Raw genomic sequence first — 19,464 nt, forward strand, 5'->3', positions numbered from 1 at the left:
TCATCCTCCGACCAGACAAGGCTCGCCGAAGCCAAGACGTTCCGCCATGTTCTCACGGATCTTAGGTCAGGGCCGGATCTCTGAATTTCGGCTGCTTTTCCTTGTGATTGGGCCGGTGCTCGCTTCTTGTCTGGCCAGTGATGGCCGGCGGTGGAACTCGCAGGCGCTGCGGTCGTTGCTTGGTCGCGGTAGCAGTAGCGAGTAGGAGGATCCGTGAACCGACGCCAGCTTGTTCGAGGGTCGGCGGTCCTGCCGGCGTTGCTGCTCGCCTCGCGGAGCGGATTCGCCGCCATTGGTCCGTCGGAGGGCGCATTCGAGCCATCCAACGTGAGGGACCTTGCCCGCATGCTGGCGAGCAAATCGTACGAGGCGCCCGACGAGAAGCTGCCGAGCGGCTTGCGGGACCTCGATTACGATCAGTACCGTTCGATCCGCTTCCTGTCCGAGCGCGCGCTCTGGCGCGGCAAGAATCTCCCGTTCGAAGCGCAGTTCTTCCATCGCGGATTCTTCTATAAAACCCGGGTGAACATCTTCGAGGTCGCGGACGGAAAGGCCACCGAGATCAAGTATCGCAAGGCGGACTTCTCCTTCGGCGACAAAGTTCCAGGGTTCGAGGACGCCGATCTGGGGTTCGCCGGTTTCCGAATCCACGCGCCGATGAACCGGGCCGACTATTACGACGAGGTCTGCGTCTTTCTGGGCGCGAGCTACTTCCGCGCCGTCGCCAAGGGACAGACGTATGGGCTTTCCGCTCGGGGTCTTTCGATCGATACGGGCGAAGCCAAGGGCGAGGAATTTCCGCTCTTCAAGACCTTCTGGCTGGAGCGGCCTGCGCCTGGTGCGACTGCGCTGGTTATCCATGCTTTGCTCGACAGCAAAAGCTGCGCGGCGAGCTACCGATTCACCGTTCGGCCGGGGGACACGACGGTCTTCGACGTCGAGATGTCGGTCTATCCGCGTGTCGAAGTGCAGCGGGTCGGGCTCGCGCCGATGACCAGCATGTTCTTCTACGGTCCGAACGACCGCAACGACATCGACGATTTCCGCCCGTCCGTTCACGATTCCGACGGCCTTGCGATCTTCAACGGGAAGGGCGAAAGCCTCTGGCGGCCGCTCAGCAATCCCCGAGACCTCCAGATCAGCACCTTTCAAGATATCAATCCCCGCGGGTTTGGGTTGATGCAGCGGGAGAGAAACTTCTTTGCTTATCAGGACATCGAATCCAGCTTCGAAAAACGTCCCAGTCTCTGGATGGAGCCGATCGGGGACTGGGGCGAGGGCGGGGTCATGCTGTTCGAGATCCCGACCAAGGAGGAGGTCCATGACAACATTGCAGCATTCTGGCGGCCTAAGAACCCGCTGCAAGCCAAGGGTGAACACAACTACACCTATCGGCTGCATTGGGGACCGGACAATCCCAAACCGCATTCGCTCGCCCGCTTCACGCGCACCGGCATCGGCGCGAGGGGCGAAGACGCCCGCCTCTTCGTTCTCGATCTGGTCGGCGACAACTTGAAAGGCATCGACCCTGCGGGCGTAAAAGGTGTGGTGACGGCTGACAAGTCGGAAGTGAAGAACATCGTCACGCAGCCCAACCCCCACACCGGCGGCTGGCGGCTGAGCTTCCAGTGTCAGGTCAAGGGCGAGCCGATCGAGCTGCGCGCGTTCCTTGCCGAAGGCGACAAGCCCTTGTCGGAAGTCTGGGTCTACCGATGGGCACCCTGAGCACGGCCCCGCGGCCGGTTGCCGGCGCTATCGCGACCCAACGCCTGCTGCCGCGCGAGTCTCCCCTTCCCATGGCGCCTGGCGATCTCGGAAAAGACCGGGTGCCGGACCGCGTCCCTGCGCCGGTCGCCACCACGATGGCTTGGCGACGCGGTCTCATCCTCTTTTGCACGGCGGCGCTCACCGGGGCGGGGGGATATGAGATGTATCGCGTGCTGGAGGTCGGCGGCGTCACCGTCCTCGAAGCCATGGTGCTGGCGCTCTTCCTTGTCCTGCTCGCTTGGGTCGCCTTTTCGTTCGCGTCCGCCGTCGCGGGATTCTTCGTGCTGCTGGCCCAACGTTCGGACGGGGACGCCCTCGCGCCTGGTGCGGAATTGCCTGTCATCTCAAGCCGCACAGCCATGCTGCTTCCCACCTACAACGAGGACCCGCACCGATTGACGACCCGGCTGCGTGCGATCATCGAGTCCTTGGAGGGGACCTCGCGAGGAAATCTGTTCGACTGGTTCGTTCTGAGCGACAGCACAGATCCCGACATCTGGATCGCCGAGGAGAAGGCGTTGCTTGCATTGCGACAGGCCGTCGGAACGCCGCGGCTGTACTATCGTCACCGCGCCGACAACACAGCGCGGAAGGCCGGCAACATCTCCGAGTGGATCAACCGTTTCGGCGCGGGCTACGACTTCATAATCGTGCTCGACGCCGACAGTCTCATGAGCGGGCAGACCGTCGTCCGATTGGTCCATGCCATCGAGACGAATCCGACCGCCGGGCTGGTCCAGACGCTTCCCACGATCGTCAACGCGCGAAGTCTGTTCAGCCGCGTCCAGCAATTCGCGGGCCGCCTTTACGGTCCGCTGATCGCCGCCGGGGTCGCCTGGTGGCACGGCTCGGAAGGCAACTATTGGGGCCACAACGCGATCATCAGAGTGAAGGCGTTCGCAGAAGCGGCCGCGCTGCCGCAGCTCCGAGGACGGAAGCCGTTCGGCGGGCACATCCTCAGCCATGATTTCGTCGAGGCCGCGCTGATGCGGCGGGCCGGGTGGGGCATCTACATGCTGCCGACGCTCGGTGGAAGCTACGAAGAGGTGCCGCCTTCGCTGCTCGATTTCGCCGCGCGCGACCGGCGTTGGTGTCAGGGCAATCTTCAGCATCTGGCCGTGGTCCCAGCGCGAGGTCTCCATTGGGTGTCGCGCCTGCATTTCATGGTAGGCATCGGGGCCTATCTGACGGCGCCGCTGTGGCTGCTATTCCTGCTGCTGGGAATGTTGATCTCTCTGCAGGCCCGGTTCGTACGGCCGGAATATTTCCCGAAGGGCTTCTCATTGTTTCCGACGTGGCCGGCCCAGGATCCCGTGCTCGCCATCTGGGTGTTCGTCGCCACCATGGGTCTGTTGCTGTTGCCGAAGCTACTTAGCTTGGTCCTCGTCTGGATGCGGCGATCGTTGCGAAGGCAATTCGGCGGCGCTTTGCGTGCCTTGGCCGGAGTTTTCGCGGAGATCGTCGTATCCGCGTTAATGGCGCCCGTGATGATGATCTTTCAGTCGATCGCGGTCGTCGAGATTCTGGCCGGCCGCGATGCGGGCTGGCAGACGCAGAGGCGCGACTACGGCACGGTGGAGCGCCGCGAGCTCTATCGGAAATACGGCGTTCCGACCGCGTGCGGCGTCGTGATGGCTGCAAGCGCCTACGCCGTTTCGCTGCCGCTTCTGCTCTGGATGTCGCCGGTCATCGTGGGGCTCCTGTTCGCCGTTCCCATAGGGGCGCTGACTGCCGCCCCCGTCTCCGGCAAATTGTTTGCCACGCCGGAGGAAAAAGAACCGCCTCTCGTCTTGCGTCGAGCGAACGAATTGAGCGGGTCGATCGATGTAGGCATAAGACCGGCCTTGGTGGAGCTGCGCGAAGACGCCGGGCTCCTGGCCTTCCACCTCGCGCAGCAGTCACCTCCTCGCGCCGCCCGGCCTGACACGGTCGACGTCAACCTGGCGGTCGGACGCGCCAAGGTCGACGCGAGCGATAGCTTCGAGCAGGCGGCTGCCTATCTGTCGTCGCGGGAGGTTTTTTCGATCCTGAACGATGGTCCAGCGTTGTCGGCGGTGCTGCAGAAGGGATGAACAGGAACGGCGGTGGGAGACCCGGCCTGGGTTTGAACCAGGATAGAAAGTAGTCCCCTACTTTTGCGTTGTATCGCTGGGATTGTAGTGCGGGGGGCGCTATCGTCTGGAGGCAAGAGTTGGACCCGACGTGCGAGATTCGTCGGCCGGACCGCTCTGCAGCGCCGCCCGCCTTTGGGCGACGGCATGATCGAACAGTTCAAGCACCAGACCGAATGCGGCCAAGTCCTCTTGTTCGAGCGCTCCATCGTCGTAGCACTTGATTGCTTCGGCGATGATCGCGTCGACTTCGCGCTGCGACCTCATCAGGTCCTGTTCGGACTCGGCACCGCGAACCTCAGAGACCACGGCAAGAATGCGGTTGCGCTGGCTGGTGTTGTCGTCCCGTTCGTCCCTATTCAGATAGCGACGCAGCCAGGCGGCGGCCGAACCGATGCCGGAAAGAAGAAGCAACGCGAACCAGAAATAGTCGCTGTACTTGTCCAGAAACGTCCGCTCGGTCCCGTTGATGACCGCCGCCGCGCCACGGTGCACGGAGGGCTCCGCCTCCTTCTCGGTTTCTGGTTTTGCGATGTGCGCGGCGCCGGCGACACGTTGGCTTATGGTGTCGCGTACCGCGAAAAGCTGCCGGTAGAAGGCCGCAGCTTTGGCTTCGGACAATTCCTTTCTGGCAAGGATGAGATGGTTGACGCTGATGGTGTCGACCTTGTCCTCAGGCCAGGCCGGGTTCGCGTTGAAGACGCTGCCGGGGATCTCTTCGGCTTCGTACCGAGGGTGCCTCAGGGCGATGGCCTCGGACGCGTCGATCGGGAGAAACTTCGGCGCTCCGCGCGATCGGGACGTCGTGGCGATGGCGTCGGTCGTGATCTTGCTGTCGAGCGGACCGACGGCGAGGTACGCGTCGAGGGTGGCGTCTTTAGCGAGCTTCTCGATCTCATCGGTCCCGAATTGAGCCGTGGCAACCTTGTCGGGCTGCACGCCTGAGCCCTCTAGAATTGTCCGCAGGAGTGCGACGTTGGCGCCCGTCCTTCCGATGATGCCGACCTTATGACCGGCCAGATCGGCGATCTCTCCGATCTTACTCGCTGCCTTTTTCCTGGAATCCTTGCGCCCGGAGGGCGACCATAGGACCACGTAGTTCTTCCGCAGGACGGCCAGTGTCTGCGCGTCGGCCGGCATTCCCAGGTCGCCGCGGCCGACCGCCAGGTCGGCTTTGCCGGCGCCTAGCAAAGCCAGGGATTCGGCCGCTCCGCCGGTCGTGACGGGCGAGAGCCTGACGGTCCTGCTTTCCTCCTCGAAAGCCTCGGCCATCGTCTGGACCACCTGGTGGTCTTCGCTACCCGAGGGGCCGACGGCGATCCGGAGGGTCTCGGGCTGCAGGAGGTAGAACAGGGCAGCCGCTGCGGCGCCGAAGACGACGAACCCCAGAGCCAACACGATCAACAGTCTTCGTTGGCGGCGATCGTGAGAACTTCTAGCTGGATCGGACGGTGGCATCAGCGAACCCTAGGTGAACGAAAGGCTGCTTGGGGACTTCAAGTGCGTCGCCGGGAACTTGTGGCGAACCTGCGTCGGGCGGGAAGGTTCCGCCGAACGCAAGAACGAGCTCGCGAACGGCTTGGATTTGAACTGCGAGCGAGCTTCTGGATCATCCGCCTTTGCGCGGCACCATCAAGCAGATCTTGGAGGATGATCTGTTTCGAGCCCGGAACGTAGGGATCATTCCCTGATTTATCGACGCAGTATCCGCAGTGCCAAGGCGAGCGTCTCTTCCAGCGCTCCCCGTTCGTGCCGGTCTTTCATGCCGTCGAGATCACATCGGGGTTTTCCCTTTGCGTACTCCGACAGGACGCCAATCAGGCGCGAGACCCCAGCTCCTCCCCCGCTTGCCCGGAGGTGGGGTCTTTGCTTGGGAGCTTGCATTTCGCGGCGGTCGGCTTGTGGGGTCTCACGGGGGGCGCTTTCAGGGCACACGCAAATGAAGAGCCCGCACCGCATCCCCGGCGGGCTCTTTTGGAAGCCAGTTTGTTCGCTTAGTGCATGTGAGCCAGCCAATAGCCGGCGCCCCCGACGACGATGACGGCGGGCACGGCCCACAAAAGCAATCCGGGCATGATGTCCTCCTTCATGGCCGTCAAGCGACCGCGCGCTGATTACTGCTCGGTGCAGACCTTCGTGGTCTTGACGGCGGCGTCCGCTTCGGTGCGGGTCTTGTAGATGCCGTTGCCGACGACGGTCGTGGTGGTGGTCGTCGGCTTGCTGTCCACGACTGTGCACTTCTTGGTGGTCGCATCGCGCACGATGTAGAACTCGGCGGCGCTCGCGGCTTGGGTGCCCAACGCGAAAGCGGCGAGCGCGCCGCACAGGATCAGTTTCTTCATGGTCGTCTCCCTTGCTGAACTAGCGTTGGGAAACCTCCATCCTTCTTCGAAGTTCCACTTCTTCCCGACATCGGAATTGGCAGGCTTACGCTTTCCGGGAGAGCAAAAACGGGAGGTCGGAAAAGACGAAGTGAGGTTGCCGCTTTTTCCCGGTTTGGAACCGAAGCCATCGCTGAAAGTTGTTCGGCATCTGATAATCGGGAGTTTTCACATGAACAAGCGTTTGCTGTTGGCCACCACCGCCGCGCTGGCGATCGCGACCTCGGCCTTTGCGCAATCTTCGCCTAACAATACTACGAGCCCCTCGACGACCCAGCGGCAGCAGGATTCGAGCTCGACCTCGCCGTCTTCGTCGAGCACGACCTCGGCGCCCTCGCCTTCGTCCTCCTCTTCTCAGACGGCCAATCCTTCGACGAATTCGGCCCAGACGCAGTCTCCGGCGTCGAGCGGTCAGACCGCTGCTGGCCAGTCGTCCAATTCCGGGTCCGGCACCAACACGACGCAGGCACCGTCCTCAAACAACTCGACCAACCAGGCCCAGACCAATCAGCCGTCCAACCAGACAACGACGCCTTCCAACCAGGCGCAGACCAATCCGCCTTCGAACACAAACAATCAAAGCGCCAACCCATCCGCCTCCGGCAACAACCAGGCGCAATCGCCTACGGGCAGCGGTTCGACCAACACGGCCCAGCAGCCCAACAATCAGCAGAACACGGCTGATCGTTCGTCCAACACCAACGTGAACGCATCGGTGAACATCAACGACCAGCAGCGGACCCGCATCAGCGCGTCGATTTCGCACCTGAACGTGCAGCCGCTCACCAACGTGAACTTCTCGCTCTCGGTGGGCACCGTCGTGCCGCGCGACGTCCGCCTGCAGCCGCTGCCGGCCGAGGTCGTCGAAATCTTGCCGCAGTACCGCGGCTACGACTTCGTACTGGTAAAGGACGAGATCGTGATCGTCGAGCCTTCGACCTACAAGATCGTGACGGTCGTGCCGTACTCCGGCCGCTCGACCGCAGCCGCGCCGGCGCGCACGGAGCAGCGCAAGGCGACGTTCACTGAGCGCGATCGAGAAGTCGTCCGCAAGCACGCCAAGGCACACCCGGTCGAGCGGGAGAAGCGGGTGACCACCGGCAGCTCGGTCCGGACCGAGATCCGGACCGGCGAGCGCGTGCCGGAGGGAGTGGAGATCGAGGCCTTCCCGGAAGAAGTCTATCGCGAAGCTCCGACCCTCCGCGAGTATCGGTACATCAACCGCGACAGCCGTACCTACATCGTCGAACCCGGCGACCGTCGCATCATCGAAGAAATCGAATGATCTGCATCAGGAGAAACGACTATGAAAACAATTGCACTTGGCGCAGTCGCCGCGGCGCTGCTAGGATCCGCGGCGGTTGCCGCTCCGCTCAATTCCGCGGCCATCGGTTCGACCGAAGCCTCCGCCATCGATCAGGTTCGCCTGGTCTGCAACGAATACGGTCGCTGCTACCGTACCCGCGGCCCTCGCTACGTTCAGCGCTATTATGACGACGATGATGGTTACGTGGTCCGCCGCAGCTACGGCTACTATGGAGGGCCCGGTTACTACGATCGCGGTTACGGCTACTACGGCGGTGGCCCGAGCATCGGTTTCAGCTTCGGCACCCGAAGCTGGTGAACTAGGAAAGGGCCGCTCGAAGAGCGGCCCTTTCGATATTGATTTCCTCTGGCGGTGATGAGATGTCTGCTGTTGCGAAACTCCTGGCCCAGAAAGAGCAGTTGCTGGCGCGGCTCCAAGTCCATCCCGGCTCGAACGAGAGCGCCGAGATCCAGGCGCGTCTCGCCAAGATCGAGACCGCGCTGAAGCTTCTTGGCGGCCGCGATTCGGCTGCTGCGGCAGAGCAGGTAGCACGAGGTCGTCCAGCTCCGCAGCGCCTGTGCAGAACGCTAGCAGGCGCTGCGGCAGAGCGTCGGTCGGGAGCGCGCGCCGGCGAAGGCGGGCAAGCCCGCCAAGAAGCCGCGCAAGGCGGCGGCCGGCCAGAAGGAAATGCTGATGCCGATCGAGGGCAAGAAGCCGAAAGAGGCGGCGGCGAAGAAGTCGGCGGCCAGGTTGCAGCGGAAGTCGGCTTAGCTCAGGCCCTCCGGAGCGACAGCGTAGGAACCAGTCAGTCCGGCGCCTGGTTGCTCCGCAAAACACGAATAGGAGGACTCGCATGGACATGAGGGAAGCCTCGGCAATGACGGAAGCCTCCGGGCTAACGAACGAGGATGGCGGCATCGAGCAGGCTTCCGGAGCAAGGCCGGACGCCAAGACCGAAGTGGAAGGAAGCCGTCGACGCACCCACTCGCCTCCGCCGGACACCGCGCTGCGCTGGGCCGACCAGTTGCGCAAGCTGACCGTGGAGGCTCCGTTGCAGTCGCTCTTTGTCGCGTTCCTGCTCGGAGTCTGGGTCGCCCGTCGGCGGTAGGGAGCTGCGAACCTGCACGTGCTTCGTGGCTAGGAAGCTCAGGACATTTCAGACCTCGCTGGGCTTCTACGATCTTGCGATCGCAGCGCCTTCCATGAAGGCGGCGCTCGAGGCTTGGGGCGCCGGAAGCAATCTCTTTCATCAAGGTGTCGCCAAGTAGATGGACGACCCCGACGTCGTCACCGCGACGATGTCCAGGCCAGGCGTGGTGCTCAGGCGTCCAGCTGGATCGAACGGACGCTTTGCCGGGCGCTCCGGACTCCCGTCCGCCCTGGGATCCGGCGCGAACGAAGTTCGCCGCGAAAGGCGCCGGGCCGAACCCGGGCAAGAGAGCCGCGCCCAAGATCAGCGATTGGGCGCCGCGAGAGCGGCGTGCCGGGCGCCTTCAAGAGTACGAGAGCAGCGAGACCGTGCGCAGAGTTTCATCGACGAGACCCTACATCTCCTTCAAGGGACGGTTCTGCAAAGTCCAAAACAAGCTCGTGATCGTCTGCTTTGGTTTGACCGCTGTAACCGTTTCGATAGGCGGAAAGCGCTGGGCCTTTGGGTTTGGGCTGTAGTCGCCCTCAGCGTTGCGCCGTAGCTGCCAGCCAGCATCGAGTTAAGCCGTCCCCACCAGTTTCAGGAAGCGCCCGCGATCGTCCGGAGCAAGGTGAATGCGGTGGCGAATGAGAACCCAATCCGCAAGGAGTCCGCACGTGTCAATCCTAGCGTTCGACCTTTGAATTGCGCATAGTTTGGTACGGCTTATACAGTCGAAACATCACCGCGTGATTGTCGGGCTTGAGACGAATGTCCAAAATCCGACGCGCACACCCATTACGAGGCGCTGGAGAACCCGACAGTGTTAGGCGGCACGCTGCTTGCTTCATTCGTACCGCCGTCACCGACGCCAGTTTCACAGCGCTCGGCTGAAAGGCGGGAGAGTGCAGCGGAGTGTTTGATGCGATCTGGAGTTCGGTCTTGCGAAGCCACAACCATTGCGTCCCTCGCAAGTTGCGCAGCCAATTCGGCGCGCCCACGGCCAGCAGTGAAGCCGCCGCCCACTGTTTGGAGCCGGTCGGAAGATATACTGGCGCGCAATTCGGCGATGGTTACCGCTGGAAGTGATTCTGTAATCCATGTTTGCCGGCATGGCGGCATTGTCGACAGTCCCACTTTCCTGAAAGCAAGCTTTGCTCGAAGAGATCATGGTCAGGCGCAGTGTGCATCCTTTGCGCACAACCTGATCGGAGGTAGTAACGGCCATCCGTACTTCGCCCCGATCGAGCGCGGCGTAGCCCGCGACGAATACCGATCTTTTGGCCAATTGTGGTCTGCACGGATGTCCGTTCAATGATCGCAATCCTCAACGCGAGGTCCTGAACGCAGCTGAGGCGACAGCGTTTGCCTGCGTCTCATTTTGATTGCGCAATATTGAAATCGCGCGAGCCACTCGGGACCGGGCGCGATTGCGTTCGGCAATAAGGCACATCGGCGGGCAAGTTGAAGGCGTTGCAAGTTGGCCAACGAGCGATCGAGACGGACGAGCTGTCTACGGCCTCGGCGCTTTCTCGAGATCTCGAAAGCTGCATATCCCGCTTTCAGGGGCGGCTGCGCTGTTCCGCTGTCTATTCAAACGACGCTTTAAGTGCACATGCGAAATCGCTCTTTCGGAGGAAGAGGTTGATGGAAAGTCGCTTCATGCCACACATCGGAATGGTTGCGTTGGCCAGTCAGCAGTATCTGGCGATCGCGTTCATCTATTCGGCCATTCCTGTGATCCTCCGGGGCAACGGTGCCAGCCTGGAACTGGTCGGCTTATATAGCACGGCATTCGTTGCCTTCACCGTTAACTTCCTTTGGGCCCCGGTCGTGGATCGATGGAGCCTCAATCGTCTCGGGCTGAGACGTTCATGGATCCTGGTGACTCAAGTCGCCAGCACCACGGTGCTGGCAACGATGGCATTTCTGAACCCGAAGACCGACTTCGTGCCAGTTTTTCTTGTCTCTCTCGCGCTTGCGACCATTGCCGCTACACAGCGGATCGCAACGTTGGGGTACATAGCGGACGCCCTCGATTCCGGCGAGCGGCCGCTCGGGGCTGCGCTGCTGGGTTGGGGCCGGGCCATCGGCCACGTAATCGGTGGCGCGGTCTGCCTGCAATTGATCGAGATTTTCGGCTGGCGCCCGGCTTTGCTGGGCTTGACGCTACTGGTAGCCGTCTTCGCTGGGTGGGTGTTTGCGATTCCTGAACCGCTTCTTTGCAAGGGTCGGTCGCGCTCGCCACAGCACCTATCCATCTTTGCGATGCTACGCAACAACGGCCTGTGGTCGACGGCTGCCTTGATCGGGCCCGGCGTTATCGGAATCGCAGTGGCGTTCGCAACGGTGCAGTTGCGGCTCGTTGATATCGGCTTTGCCGCGGCAGATATCGGCTGGATCGGAGCTCTCTCGAACGTGGTGACGTATACTATCATTGCGCCGCTGACGAGCGCGATCCTGACGCGAATGGCACCGCACCGTGGCCTGATATGGGGCTGCGCCGTCCTGGCCATCGGTTTTGGAGGGCTTTCGGTGATCGATCACTATTTGGACGTAAGCGTGAGCGCCGTCGCGAGCGTTGGGATGGTGTTCGCCGCGCTCGCAGTCCAGCATGTTACATTCACGAGCTGGTTTCTCGGGATTGCCAGGCCGGGCAAGACGGGAACTGATGTCACGTTCCTGACTTCGGTAATGTCGGCGTTTGCACTGGTGGGCTTCGCAGCGAGCGGGTTTCTCGCGGCAAGATTAGGTTACGGGGTTACGCTGATATTGCCGGGCGTCGGCTATGCTCTATCAGCCTTGCTTGCTGCGGCATTGCTCCGCCAATCTGACATCGCAGCGCCTGGCGAGGACTGACAATCGTGTATCGTTGGAAGCTGCTCAGAAACTGTCTTTGCGACTTCGTGGATCATGCCGGCTTCCTTCACGATAAACGGGCCCGCATCAGTCCTGTCAGACAATGCCTGATACCGACACCGACGTAGCCGATGGTTGGATCGCGCAGCAAACTGCCCATCGAACGAAACATCAAGGCATGTCGCTTCCTCAAGTGCGGCAGGATTGATCCGATGTCGCTCAGGACGCGGTCCATTGCCTCGCGGTCACCGCGGCGAAGGGCCGTTACGTATTCGCCGTGCAGGTTTGCGTAGAACCGCGGCGCGATCAGATCACGCACGAAATACCGATTCTGGCGAGGATTGTCGGGGAAGGTCGTCGCAAGCTTGTATGCATAGATCATACGGGACCTCGCCATGCGCGGGCTATACGATGTCGAGCCTGGATAAATGCGCCATTTCGAAAGAGGTTCGTCAAGATAGACGTGATCGTATCCAGCGCGAAAGAGCCGCAGAAAAAGGTCGTCGTCCTCGTAACCGGATAGCCTATCATCGAATCCACCGACTGCCTCGAACGCTCGGCGCGAGATGAGTGAGGCTGATGGCAAGATGAACATGTCCCTGGCCAGACACTCGATAATGCTTTGTTTCGGGTGTTCGGCGGGCACTTTGTCCAAATAGCGCTTTGTGACCATCCCGCCGCTTTCATCGATTTCATCAAGGTTGCTGTAGACCCAGCCGAGCGGAATTCCGCGCTTCTTTTGGAACGGTTTGGACAGCATCTCGAGATGATGAGGATGCCAGACATCATCCTGGTCAAGGAGGGCAATCAGACGGCTTCTGGAGTAGGAGACGCCAAAATTTCGAGCAGACGATTGGCCGCCGTTCGCCTTGCGAAGCAGCCTGATCCTCGGATGGACCATCGCCAGGCTCGCGACGATGGCCGCTCCGTCATCGGTTGAACCGTCGTCCACCACGATAACTTCGCTCGGCGGAAGCGTTTGAGCCAGCACGCTCGCGAGGGATTCTTTGATGAACGTGGCACCATTGTACATGGGAATAATAGCCACGATCGAGAGATCATCGGACGCGCCCATGGTAACTCCTAGTTGTAGGCCTGCTCTGAAGGGGATCTAACCTAAAGTTGAATGCGCCGCCATCCGGTTGTTGAACAGGTTGGCGACAGCGCTATGCGGTAGTAAAATTGTCGATATAGACCAGGTGGCATCGGCGCGGCTCTCAATGAAAGCCATCCCGACGCAAGGCGTCTGTCCTCGCAGTCGCATCATCTTGAGACTGCGGCAGCGCGGCCCCAAGCTCAGCCCCAAGCGTAGGCTAGCAAGCATCAGGGACCACCAGCACAGATCTCAGAGTAGGCTTGTAGGACAGCTTCAATTTCACCAAACATCTGGATTTCACCGCGCTCCATCCAGATGGCTTTCGTGCACCACTGCCGACAAATTTCGAAGCTGTGAGAAGCGAGCACCAGGATGCTCGCTCGCTCGACGAAGGAAGCTACACGACGCTGCGCTTTGGCAAGAAAAGCTGCATCGCCAGCCATGATCCATTCATCCATCAATAGGATTTCTGGCGAGAAACAGGTTGCCACGGCGAACGTCAATCGCGTCATCATACCCGACGAATAGGTGCGTACCGGGATGCTCAGATAGTCACCGAGGCCGGTAAAATCGCCGATGTCCGCCATGTGCGATTCTATCTCGCTTGAGCTTAGCCCAAGCAGCATGCCACGCAGCCGGATATTGTCATATCCGCTCAAGTCAGCATCGATTCCCAGTGCGATATCAAACAGAGGTGAAATTCGGCCACAGGACGTTACGTTCCCGATTGTCGGTTGGTAGACTCCGGCCATGACGCGAAGCAGGGTCGTCTTGCCGGCCCCATTACTGCCGATGAGGGCTATGCGATCACCGGCAGTCAACTGGAAAGAGACGTTTCTGAGCGCCTCAACGACAATCCTATGACTGGCATCTGTTGCAAGCTGGCCGCCAGTGCCACGAAACAACAGATGCTTTTTGAGAGAGCGCGAACCTGTTTGGTAGATAGGAAAGGAAACGCTTACATCATCAAGCGCAAGCAGAGGCGTCTGGTCAAAGGCTGATGTTACCATCCTTAAATCCAATACGCGATTCGGCCGCGGAAGCGCGAAAGCAAATAGACTGAGATGCCGATGTTGAGAGCTGTGATCAATCCTACTGCGCAGTAGTTCTCTGTTGATGGCATCTCTCCCAGGAGCGGCGCGCGCGCCACCTGCAGAAGATGAAAAAACGGATTGTACCGGGTGATAAAGGAGTGCCCCTTCAGCGAGTCTGGCCGCCAAAAGATCGGTGTAAGAAAGAACAGAATTTGCACGGCTGAATTGATGACTTGCGGAATGTCGCGAAATCTCGCCGAGACCATTCCAATTGTCAGGCTTGCAAAGATCCCATTCACGACGATGGCTAAGAGGCCAACGATGGCCAAAAGGGCAACTGATCCGGGCCAAATTCTGAAATAGATGATGACGCCGAAATAGACAATGAGATTGTGTGCAAAAATGATCAACTTGGTCCAGTTGAAACGAAAAACATAGACCGAGAAAGGCAAGCTAATCTGCTTAATGTAGCACTCAGAGCCGGTGAACAGCGTTCCGCTCTCCGTCAAATAGCTCGACAGCAACGTCCAGACCAACATGCCGGAACAGAAAAACGGAATAAATCGGTCGACTTCCTGCTGAAAGAGCTCCGCATATACCACGCCCAAAGCGATGACCATGACCGCCATGCTGGCGGTCAACCAAAACGGGCCCAGCACGGAGCGCCGATACCGCTGAACGATCTCGTTCCAGCCCAACGACCCCCAAAGCCTCCAATGGGTTAGGCCATCCAGGAGGTCCAAGCGGGCGCTCTTGAAGCCTCGCGCGGTCGTCGTTGCCGGGAGGCGGACGTCGAAATGACTTCGATTAACAGACAATGGGTGCATCGGCTTGCTCAGTTACTTTTGCGGCGTACGGACGTTGTCTCAAGATTGCAAAGACGTTTGGTCTGAGATTGTTCGCATCAATCATGCCGTCGGCTCGCGGTGGTGAATCTGGACGTTATGCGCGCTCGAACTGGAGGCGTCTTCGCCAAAGGGGCGCTCCGCAATCACCGAACAATCAACGCGTGCCACATATTGTTCTTTCCATGGCTTTCGGCGTCGCGGAGGAAACGCGAGCTCAAAGGAGGTTGTCGCGTCATTGGCGAGATTGTCGTTGTGGAAGGGATCACGCGACAGCTCCCGCCTCCATGTTTTGAGCATGTAGGCGGTCTCGCTTCGCAAATCTTTCGAATGTTCTTCGTGCGCGTCGGAGTTATCCCGCCTGGATTGATGATGATAGAGCTCCGCATGCGGGGTCCAGATGTTCCGGTACCCGCGGCGTCTGAGTTTCAAACAAAGGTCAACATCAGAAAAGGCATTGGGCAGGTTGATTTCATCCAGCTCGCCAACCTGTTCGTACACCGATCTTCGTACAAGGCAGGCTCCAGTTACGGCGGAGACTTCGGAGACCAGCGCGTTCCGACCGAAATACCCGGCCGCGTCTCGGCGCAATCGATAATTGAACGGCTTGGCAATACCAGGAATGCCCAGTGCCAGCCCGCCATGTCGAACGCGACCATCCGAATAGATCAGCTTAGCTCCAACCGCACCCACGTCGTCTCGAACGGCCCATGAGACCATTTCGTAAAGCCAGCCCGGATTGACGACCTCAATATCATCGCTCAACAAACCGAGTACTGCTCCGTTTGCCAAACGGGCTGCCATATTGATCATCGCGGAATAATTGACCGGCCCGCTGTACGTGAGGATACGCATGCGGGGATCTTCACTGAGCCTTTGAAGCAGCGACTGGGCTTCCGTAGATCGGCTTTCGTGATCGACCACGAAAAGCTCAAGATCGGGGTAGTCGGTTTGCTCGAGCAAGCTTCTTGCGTAAGCGGCACGCAGGCCTGATCCGTCGAGCGTCGGCACAATGAGTGTGACGGTCGGCGCCTGTGTTGGAGGCTGGCGGCGAACCCGCACCCAATCAGGCAAAACCGGATGTTGTTCCGCGACGGCATTCTCATGACCTCTCTGCAGGTGCTCGTCGATGGCCCGTCGAGCGGCTTGCGCACACCGCGCAGGTATTGCTTCGGAGAACGAGCGCGCGCCAAAATCGCGACGCCAGTGATAAAGGACCGTTGGAATATGGTGAATGCGATCGGGTGAGGTCGATTCAATACAGCGCAGCGCGAGATCGTAGTCTTGACTACCCTCAAAGCCTAATCGAAATCCGCCGACTTTCTCCACGAGAGAGCGCCGATAGACTCCCAGATGACTAATGAGGTTATGGCCTAAGAACAGTTCTTTGTTCCAGTCCGTCTTGAAATATGGAGTCTGACGCCGACCTCGCCGATCGATCTGATCTTCATCGCTGTAGATGATATCAAGATCGGAGCGGTCATTGAGCGCCACGACAACTTCATAAAGGGCGTGCGAAGCCAGCAGGTCGTCTTGATCCATCAAGGCGACGAACTCACCTTGAACGAGCGATAACGCAGAATTGGAGGCAGCCGAAATGTTGCCGTTAACAGTTCGCCGGACCAGTTTGATTCGGGGATCTCGCGTCGACGCTTCCAGCAAGGCTTGTACCTGGCGGTCTGGCGATGCATCGTCGGCAATGCACAGCTCCCAATTGGAGTACAGTTGCTCGCGAACGCTTTCAATTGCTGCACGGAGAGCCCATGTCGGCGGGTTATAAACCGGCATAACGACGGACAGTAGGGGCTTGTATCGCAACACGTCTAGATGACGACGGATCGCGTCAATATCGGACGGCGTCAGCGTGTCGTATTGTTGCACCCAGCTCTGGTATCGCCGATTTTGGAGTTGGTTCGTAACCTTGAATAGACGTTTGAGCGGCGAGCGCATCCAGTTGGGCAGCCGACGCGCGCGCGACCTCAAATAGTCAAGCTGGTCATCTGAAGCGAGTTTGTCGAACACTGTCTTGCTGGCTCTCTATGCTGGATCCAATGTTCCAGTGTCAGCTGTGGCCGTCGGCGACGCCGACGATGTAGCGCGCGTAGTCACCTTTTCCCAACGTTCCGGCTAGCCGCATCAACTGGTCGCGATCAATGAACCCCTGTCCGAAGGCAATCTCCTCCGGGCACGCAATTCTGAATCCCTGACGTCGCTCAAGCACGGAAACAAATTCTGCAGCCGTGAGCAGGCTGTCGGGCGTTCCGGCGTCAAGCCACGTGAAGCCGCGACTCATGCGCTCGACGGCAAGCTGTTCCCGATCGAGGTACGCCCGATTCAGATCGGTGATCTCTAGCTCGCCCCTTGCCGAAGGCCGTATATCTGCTGCCAGATGGACAACCTGCGGGTCGTAGAAATAAAGTCCCGTCACGGCAAAGTTGGACTTTGGTTGTCTTGGCTTCTCCTCAAGGGAATTGGCCTTACCGCTCTCATTAAAAGTGATGACCCCGTAACGCTCAGGATCCGAAACCTGATAGGCGAACACCGTGGCGCCGTTTGTGCGTGAGCGTGCGTTGGCAAGCAGCGCGGGAAGGCCGTGCCCGAAGAAAATGTTATCGCCGAGGATAAGCGCTGAATTGTGCCCTTCCACGAACGTCGCACCAATAATAAAGGCTTGCGCCAGCCCCTCAGGCTTTGGCTGCGTCATATACGACAGTGACAGCCCCCATTGATTTCCATCTCCAAGAAGGGACTGAAACAACGGAAGGTCGTGGGGTGTTGCGATGATCAAAATGTCTCGAATACCTGCGAGCATCAGGGTTGTAAGGGGGTAGTAGATCATCGGCTTGTCGTAGACCGGCAGAAGCTGCTTGGATGTCACTGCCGTCATTGGATAAAGGCGTGTACCGTTGCCCCCGGCAAGGATGATTCCCTTCATAGTTCTTTCCCCTCATGCGAAATGCGGTCCAAGCAGGCCGAGATGGATGATGGTGTCGGTGGCAAGCTGATCTCGAAAAGTGAGCGCAATCTTTCAGTCGACAGCTGTGAATTGGCAGGCCGTACGGCTGCAGTCGGATATTGCGCGGACGAAATGGTTTCGACTGCGGCCGATGGACCCGCTCGTTTCGCGCTTTCGCGAAAAATCAGACCGGCAAATTCATGCCACGTCATAGCGTCTAACCCGGCGAGGTGGGTAATCCCGCTATATTGCTGCTGCCATTGTCCCAACCGTCTGGCCATTGAGACGATCGAGGCGGCGATGTCGGGTGCATAGGTCGGGCAGCCCCGTTGATCGCCCACCACGCGAACGCACTCTCGTTCCGCGCCGGCCTTCAGCATAGTGCGAACGAAATTGTGCCCAAACGGCGCATAAACCCAAGACGTCCTCAAGATCACGTGGCGAGGATTGGCCGCGGCGACAGCAAGTTCGCCCTCCAGTTTGGAGCGTCCGTAAACGCCTTGCGGATTAGGTTGGTCCGTCTCTCCGTAAGCGCCCGGCTTTTTCCCGTCGAAGACGTAATCAGTGGAGAGATGAACGATGGTCGCACCAACCGCGTTTGCCGCCTTCGCGACCTCGCCGGCCGCGTCGCGGTTTATGGCATAGGCTAGATCGGATTCCGTTTCCGCCCGATCAACAGCTGTGTAGGCAGCCGGATTGATCACGATATCCGGCCTGAACGACATAATTGCACTGGCCAAGGACTTGGGCCGCGTGAGATCGAACTCGGGCCGCGCCGCAAAACCAAAGACCGCGTCACTCGCGGACGCAGCCAACTCTCTGAGGGACCTTGATACTTGTCCCTCCGTCCCGATCACGTAGAGGCGCACGATGCTCACCCTCTTACGAGACCGAGACGTTCGCCGGCATATATCTTCTCTCGTAAGGGCTGCCACCAATGTTCGTTTAGCAGGTACCAACGGACTGTTTTCGCGAGTCCGGCTTCAAATGTTTCTTGCGCCTGCCAACCCAACTCATGTTCGAGCTTTGAGGCGTCGATAGCATAGCGGCGGTCATGACCCGGCCGGTCCGGCACAAATTGGATGAGCTCGTGATGCGACTGGTCAGTTGGCCGCAGTATGTCCATCCACGAGCAAACTTGGCGCACCACATCGATGTTCTGGCGCTCATTTCTGCCGCCGATATTGTAGGTCTCGCCTGGTCGTCCGCCCTTCAAAATGAGGCCCAGCGCGCGCGCATGGTCTTCCACATGGAGCCAATCGCGAACATTCGAGCCGGTCCCGTATACCGGAAGCGGCTGGCGATTCAGGGCATTAAGGATCATCAATGGGATGAGCTTTTCCGGGAAATGATAAGGGCCGTAATTGTTCGAACAATTGGAAACGATCACCGGCAAGCCATACGTGCGATGCCAGGCCTTCGCGAGATGATCTGATGCGGCCTTGGTTGCGGAGTAAGGAGAGCTTGGATCGTACGGCGTAGCTTCCGTGAATAGTCCGCGCGCTCCGAGCGAGCCATAGACTTCATCAGTCGATACGTGGACAAAACGAAAGTCTGGCACGTTTTGAGATGAGACGTACCGCCGGGCAGCTTCGAGCAAGGCGAAGGTTCCGACCACATTGGTTTGCACAAAGACATCAGATCCTGAAATCGATCGATCAACGTGGCTTTCAGCGGCCAAGTGAATCACGCCATCGGGGTGATATTTCGAGAACAGGGCGTCGACGGCCTCGGCATCGCAGATGTCCCGCTGCTCAAAATGATAGCGCGGATTGTTGGCAATGGGTGCCAACGACGCCAAGTTCCCCGCATAGGTTAGCCTGTCCACCACGACCACTTCGTAGCCGAGCTCTAAAACGAAATGACGGCAAACCGCCGACCCGATAAAACCGGCGCCGCCCGATACCAGAATGCGCATTCAATTGCTCAAGCTTCGGTAGCTGAAAGGCGGGGTTGGGCCAGCCCGTCTTGGCTGCCGTT

Annotated in this window: 15 protein-coding genes and 1 pseudogene; 7 read left to right on the top strand and 9 right to left on the bottom strand. The window is 59.5% G+C overall.

What is annotated here, in order from left to right; genetic code table 11:
• The first annotated feature begins 213 nt into the window (after positions 1-213).
• Positions 214-1,725 (top strand): glucan biosynthesis protein G, encoded by a 1,512-nt coding sequence (locus tag SO180_RS29805; protein WP_449382399.1) that lies wholly within the window; start codon positions 214-216, stop codon positions 1,723-1,725.
• The gene (gene mdoH, locus SO180_RS29810) at positions 1,713-3,839 is read left to right on the top strand and encodes a glucans biosynthesis glucosyltransferase MdoH (RefSeq protein ID WP_449382400.1); all 2,127 of its coding nucleotides are present in this window, start codon (positions 1,713-1,715) and stop codon (positions 3,837-3,839) included. The genes SO180_RS29805 and mdoH overlap by 13 nt, the downstream gene beginning before the upstream one ends.
• A gap of 99 nt (positions 3,840-3,938) precedes the next feature.
• On the opposite strand, the gene SO180_RS29815 is transcribed toward mdoH, so the two are convergent.
• Both SO180_RS29815 and SO180_RS29820 read right to left on the bottom strand, forming a co-directional pair.
• On the bottom strand, positions 3,939-5,336 hold the full coding sequence (locus SO180_RS29815) for a TAXI family TRAP transporter solute-binding subunit (RefSeq protein ID WP_449382401.1): 1,398 nt from the start codon (positions 5,334-5,336) through the stop codon (positions 3,939-3,941).
• Between the two features lie 656 nt (positions 5,337-5,992).
• Positions 5,993-6,220: a hypothetical protein gene (locus SO180_RS29820; RefSeq protein ID WP_449382402.1), complete on the bottom strand. Its 228-nt coding sequence runs from the start codon at positions 6,218-6,220 to the stop codon at positions 5,993-5,995.
• A gap of 211 nt (positions 6,221-6,431) precedes the next feature.
• On the opposite strand from SO180_RS29820, the gene SO180_RS29825 reads away from it, so the two are divergent.
• From SO180_RS29825 to SO180_RS29845, 5 genes and pseudogenes are all read left to right on the top strand, one after another.
• The gene (locus SO180_RS29825) at positions 6,432-7,544 is read left to right on the top strand and encodes a DUF1236 domain-containing protein (protein ID WP_449382425.1); all 1,113 of its coding nucleotides are present in this window, start codon (positions 6,432-6,434) and stop codon (positions 7,542-7,544) included.
• Between the two features lie 21 nt (positions 7,545-7,565).
• A complete protein-coding gene (locus tag SO180_RS29830) occupies positions 7,566-7,883 on the top strand; it encodes a hypothetical protein (RefSeq protein WP_449382403.1) in 318 nt (105 codons plus the stop codon).
• Positions 7,884-8,418: 535 nt separating this feature from the next.
• Complete coding sequence (locus SO180_RS29835) at positions 8,419-8,673, top strand: hypothetical protein (protein WP_449382404.1); 255 nt, start codon at positions 8,419-8,421, stop codon at positions 8,671-8,673.
• Positions 8,674-8,698: 25 nt separating this feature from the next.
• Positions 8,699-8,948: pseudogene (locus tag SO180_RS29840) on the top strand (cell envelope biogenesis protein TolA); the annotation flags it as partial.
• A gap of 1,393 nt (positions 8,949-10,341) precedes the next feature.
• The gene (locus SO180_RS29845; RefSeq protein WP_449382405.1) at positions 10,342-11,553 is read left to right on the top strand and encodes an MFS transporter; all 1,212 of its coding nucleotides are present in this window, start codon (positions 10,342-10,344) and stop codon (positions 11,551-11,553) included.
• 67 nt (positions 11,554-11,620) lie between these two features.
• On the opposite strand, the gene SO180_RS29850 is transcribed toward SO180_RS29845, so the two are convergent.
• The 7 genes from SO180_RS29850 to rfbB all read right to left on the bottom strand — a co-directional run bounded on the left by SO180_RS29850 (position 11,621) and on the right by rfbB (position 19,402).
• Positions 11,621-12,628, bottom strand: coding sequence for a glycosyltransferase family 2 protein (locus tag SO180_RS29850; protein WP_449382406.1), 1,008 nt, complete (start codon positions 12,626-12,628; stop codon positions 11,621-11,623).
• A gap of 248 nt (positions 12,629-12,876) precedes the next feature.
• Positions 12,877-13,659, bottom strand: a complete 783-nt coding sequence (locus tag SO180_RS29855) for an ABC transporter ATP-binding protein (RefSeq protein ID WP_449382407.1) — start codon at positions 13,657-13,659, stop codon at positions 12,877-12,879.
• A gap of 2 nt (positions 13,660-13,661) precedes the next feature.
• Entirely contained in the window at positions 13,662-14,426 is a 765-nt protein-coding gene (locus tag SO180_RS29860) for an ABC transporter permease (RefSeq protein ID WP_449382408.1), read from the bottom strand.
• 165 nt (positions 14,427-14,591) lie between these two features.
• Entirely contained in the window at positions 14,592-16,550 is a 1,959-nt protein-coding gene (locus SO180_RS29865; RefSeq protein WP_449382409.1) for a glycosyltransferase family 2 protein, read from the bottom strand.
• 40 nt (positions 16,551-16,590) lie between these two features.
• Positions 16,591-17,463, bottom strand: coding sequence for a glucose-1-phosphate thymidylyltransferase RfbA (gene rfbA / locus SO180_RS29870; protein WP_449382410.1), 873 nt, complete (start codon positions 17,461-17,463; stop codon positions 16,591-16,593).
• Positions 17,460-18,353 carry a dTDP-4-dehydrorhamnose reductase gene (gene rfbD, locus SO180_RS29875; RefSeq protein WP_449382411.1) on the bottom strand — a complete coding sequence of 298 codons (894 nt, stop codon included), beginning with the start codon at positions 18,351-18,353 and terminating at the stop codon, positions 17,460-17,462. Before rfbD ends, rfbA begins: the two co-directional genes overlap by 4 nt.
• Positions 18,354-18,358: 5 nt before the next feature.
• Positions 18,359-19,402: a dTDP-glucose 4,6-dehydratase gene (rfbB, locus tag SO180_RS29880; RefSeq protein WP_449382412.1), complete on the bottom strand. Its 1,044-nt coding sequence runs from the start codon at positions 19,400-19,402 to the stop codon at positions 18,359-18,361.
• Positions 19,403-19,464 lie beyond the last annotated feature (62 nt).

This window comes from Bradyrhizobium sp. UFLA05-112 (assembly GCF_053572325.1).

What these genes read in the sequence shown, in the direction of transcription:
- mdoH (WP_449382400.1), top strand. Translation starts at nt 1,713, where the DNA reads ATGGGCACCCTGAGCACGGCCCCGCGGCCGGTTGCCGGCGCTATCGCG.
- SO180_RS29815 (WP_449382401.1), bottom strand. Translation starts at nt 5,336, where the DNA reads ATGCCACCGTCCGATCCAGCTAGAAGTTCTCACGATCGCCGCCAACGA.
- SO180_RS29820 (WP_449382402.1), bottom strand. Translation starts at nt 6,220, where the DNA reads ATGAAGAAACTGATCCTGTGCGGCGCGCTCGCCGCTTTCGCGTTGGGC.
- SO180_RS29825 (WP_449382425.1), top strand. Translation starts at nt 6,432, where the DNA reads ATGAACAAGCGTTTGCTGTTGGCCACCACCGCCGCGCTGGCGATCGCG.
- SO180_RS29830 (WP_449382403.1), top strand. Translation starts at nt 7,566, where the DNA reads ATGAAAACAATTGCACTTGGCGCAGTCGCCGCGGCGCTGCTAGGATCC.
- SO180_RS29835 (WP_449382404.1), top strand. Translation starts at nt 8,419, where the DNA reads ATGGACATGAGGGAAGCCTCGGCAATGACGGAAGCCTCCGGGCTAACG.
- SO180_RS29845 (WP_449382405.1), top strand. Translation starts at nt 10,342, where the DNA reads ATGGAAAGTCGCTTCATGCCACACATCGGAATGGTTGCGTTGGCCAGT.
- SO180_RS29850 (WP_449382406.1), bottom strand. Translation starts at nt 12,628, where the DNA reads ATGGGCGCGTCCGATGATCTCTCGATCGTGGCTATTATTCCCATGTAC.
- SO180_RS29855 (WP_449382407.1), bottom strand. Translation starts at nt 13,659, where the DNA reads ATGGTAACATCAGCCTTTGACCAGACGCCTCTGCTTGCGCTTGATGAT.
- rfbA (WP_449382410.1), bottom strand. Translation starts at nt 17,463, where the DNA reads ATGAAGGGAATCATCCTTGCCGGGGGCAACGGTACACGCCTTTATCCA.
- rfbB (WP_449382412.1), bottom strand. Translation starts at nt 19,402, where the DNA reads ATGCGCATTCTGGTATCGGGCGGCGCCGGTTTTATCGGGTCGGCGGTT.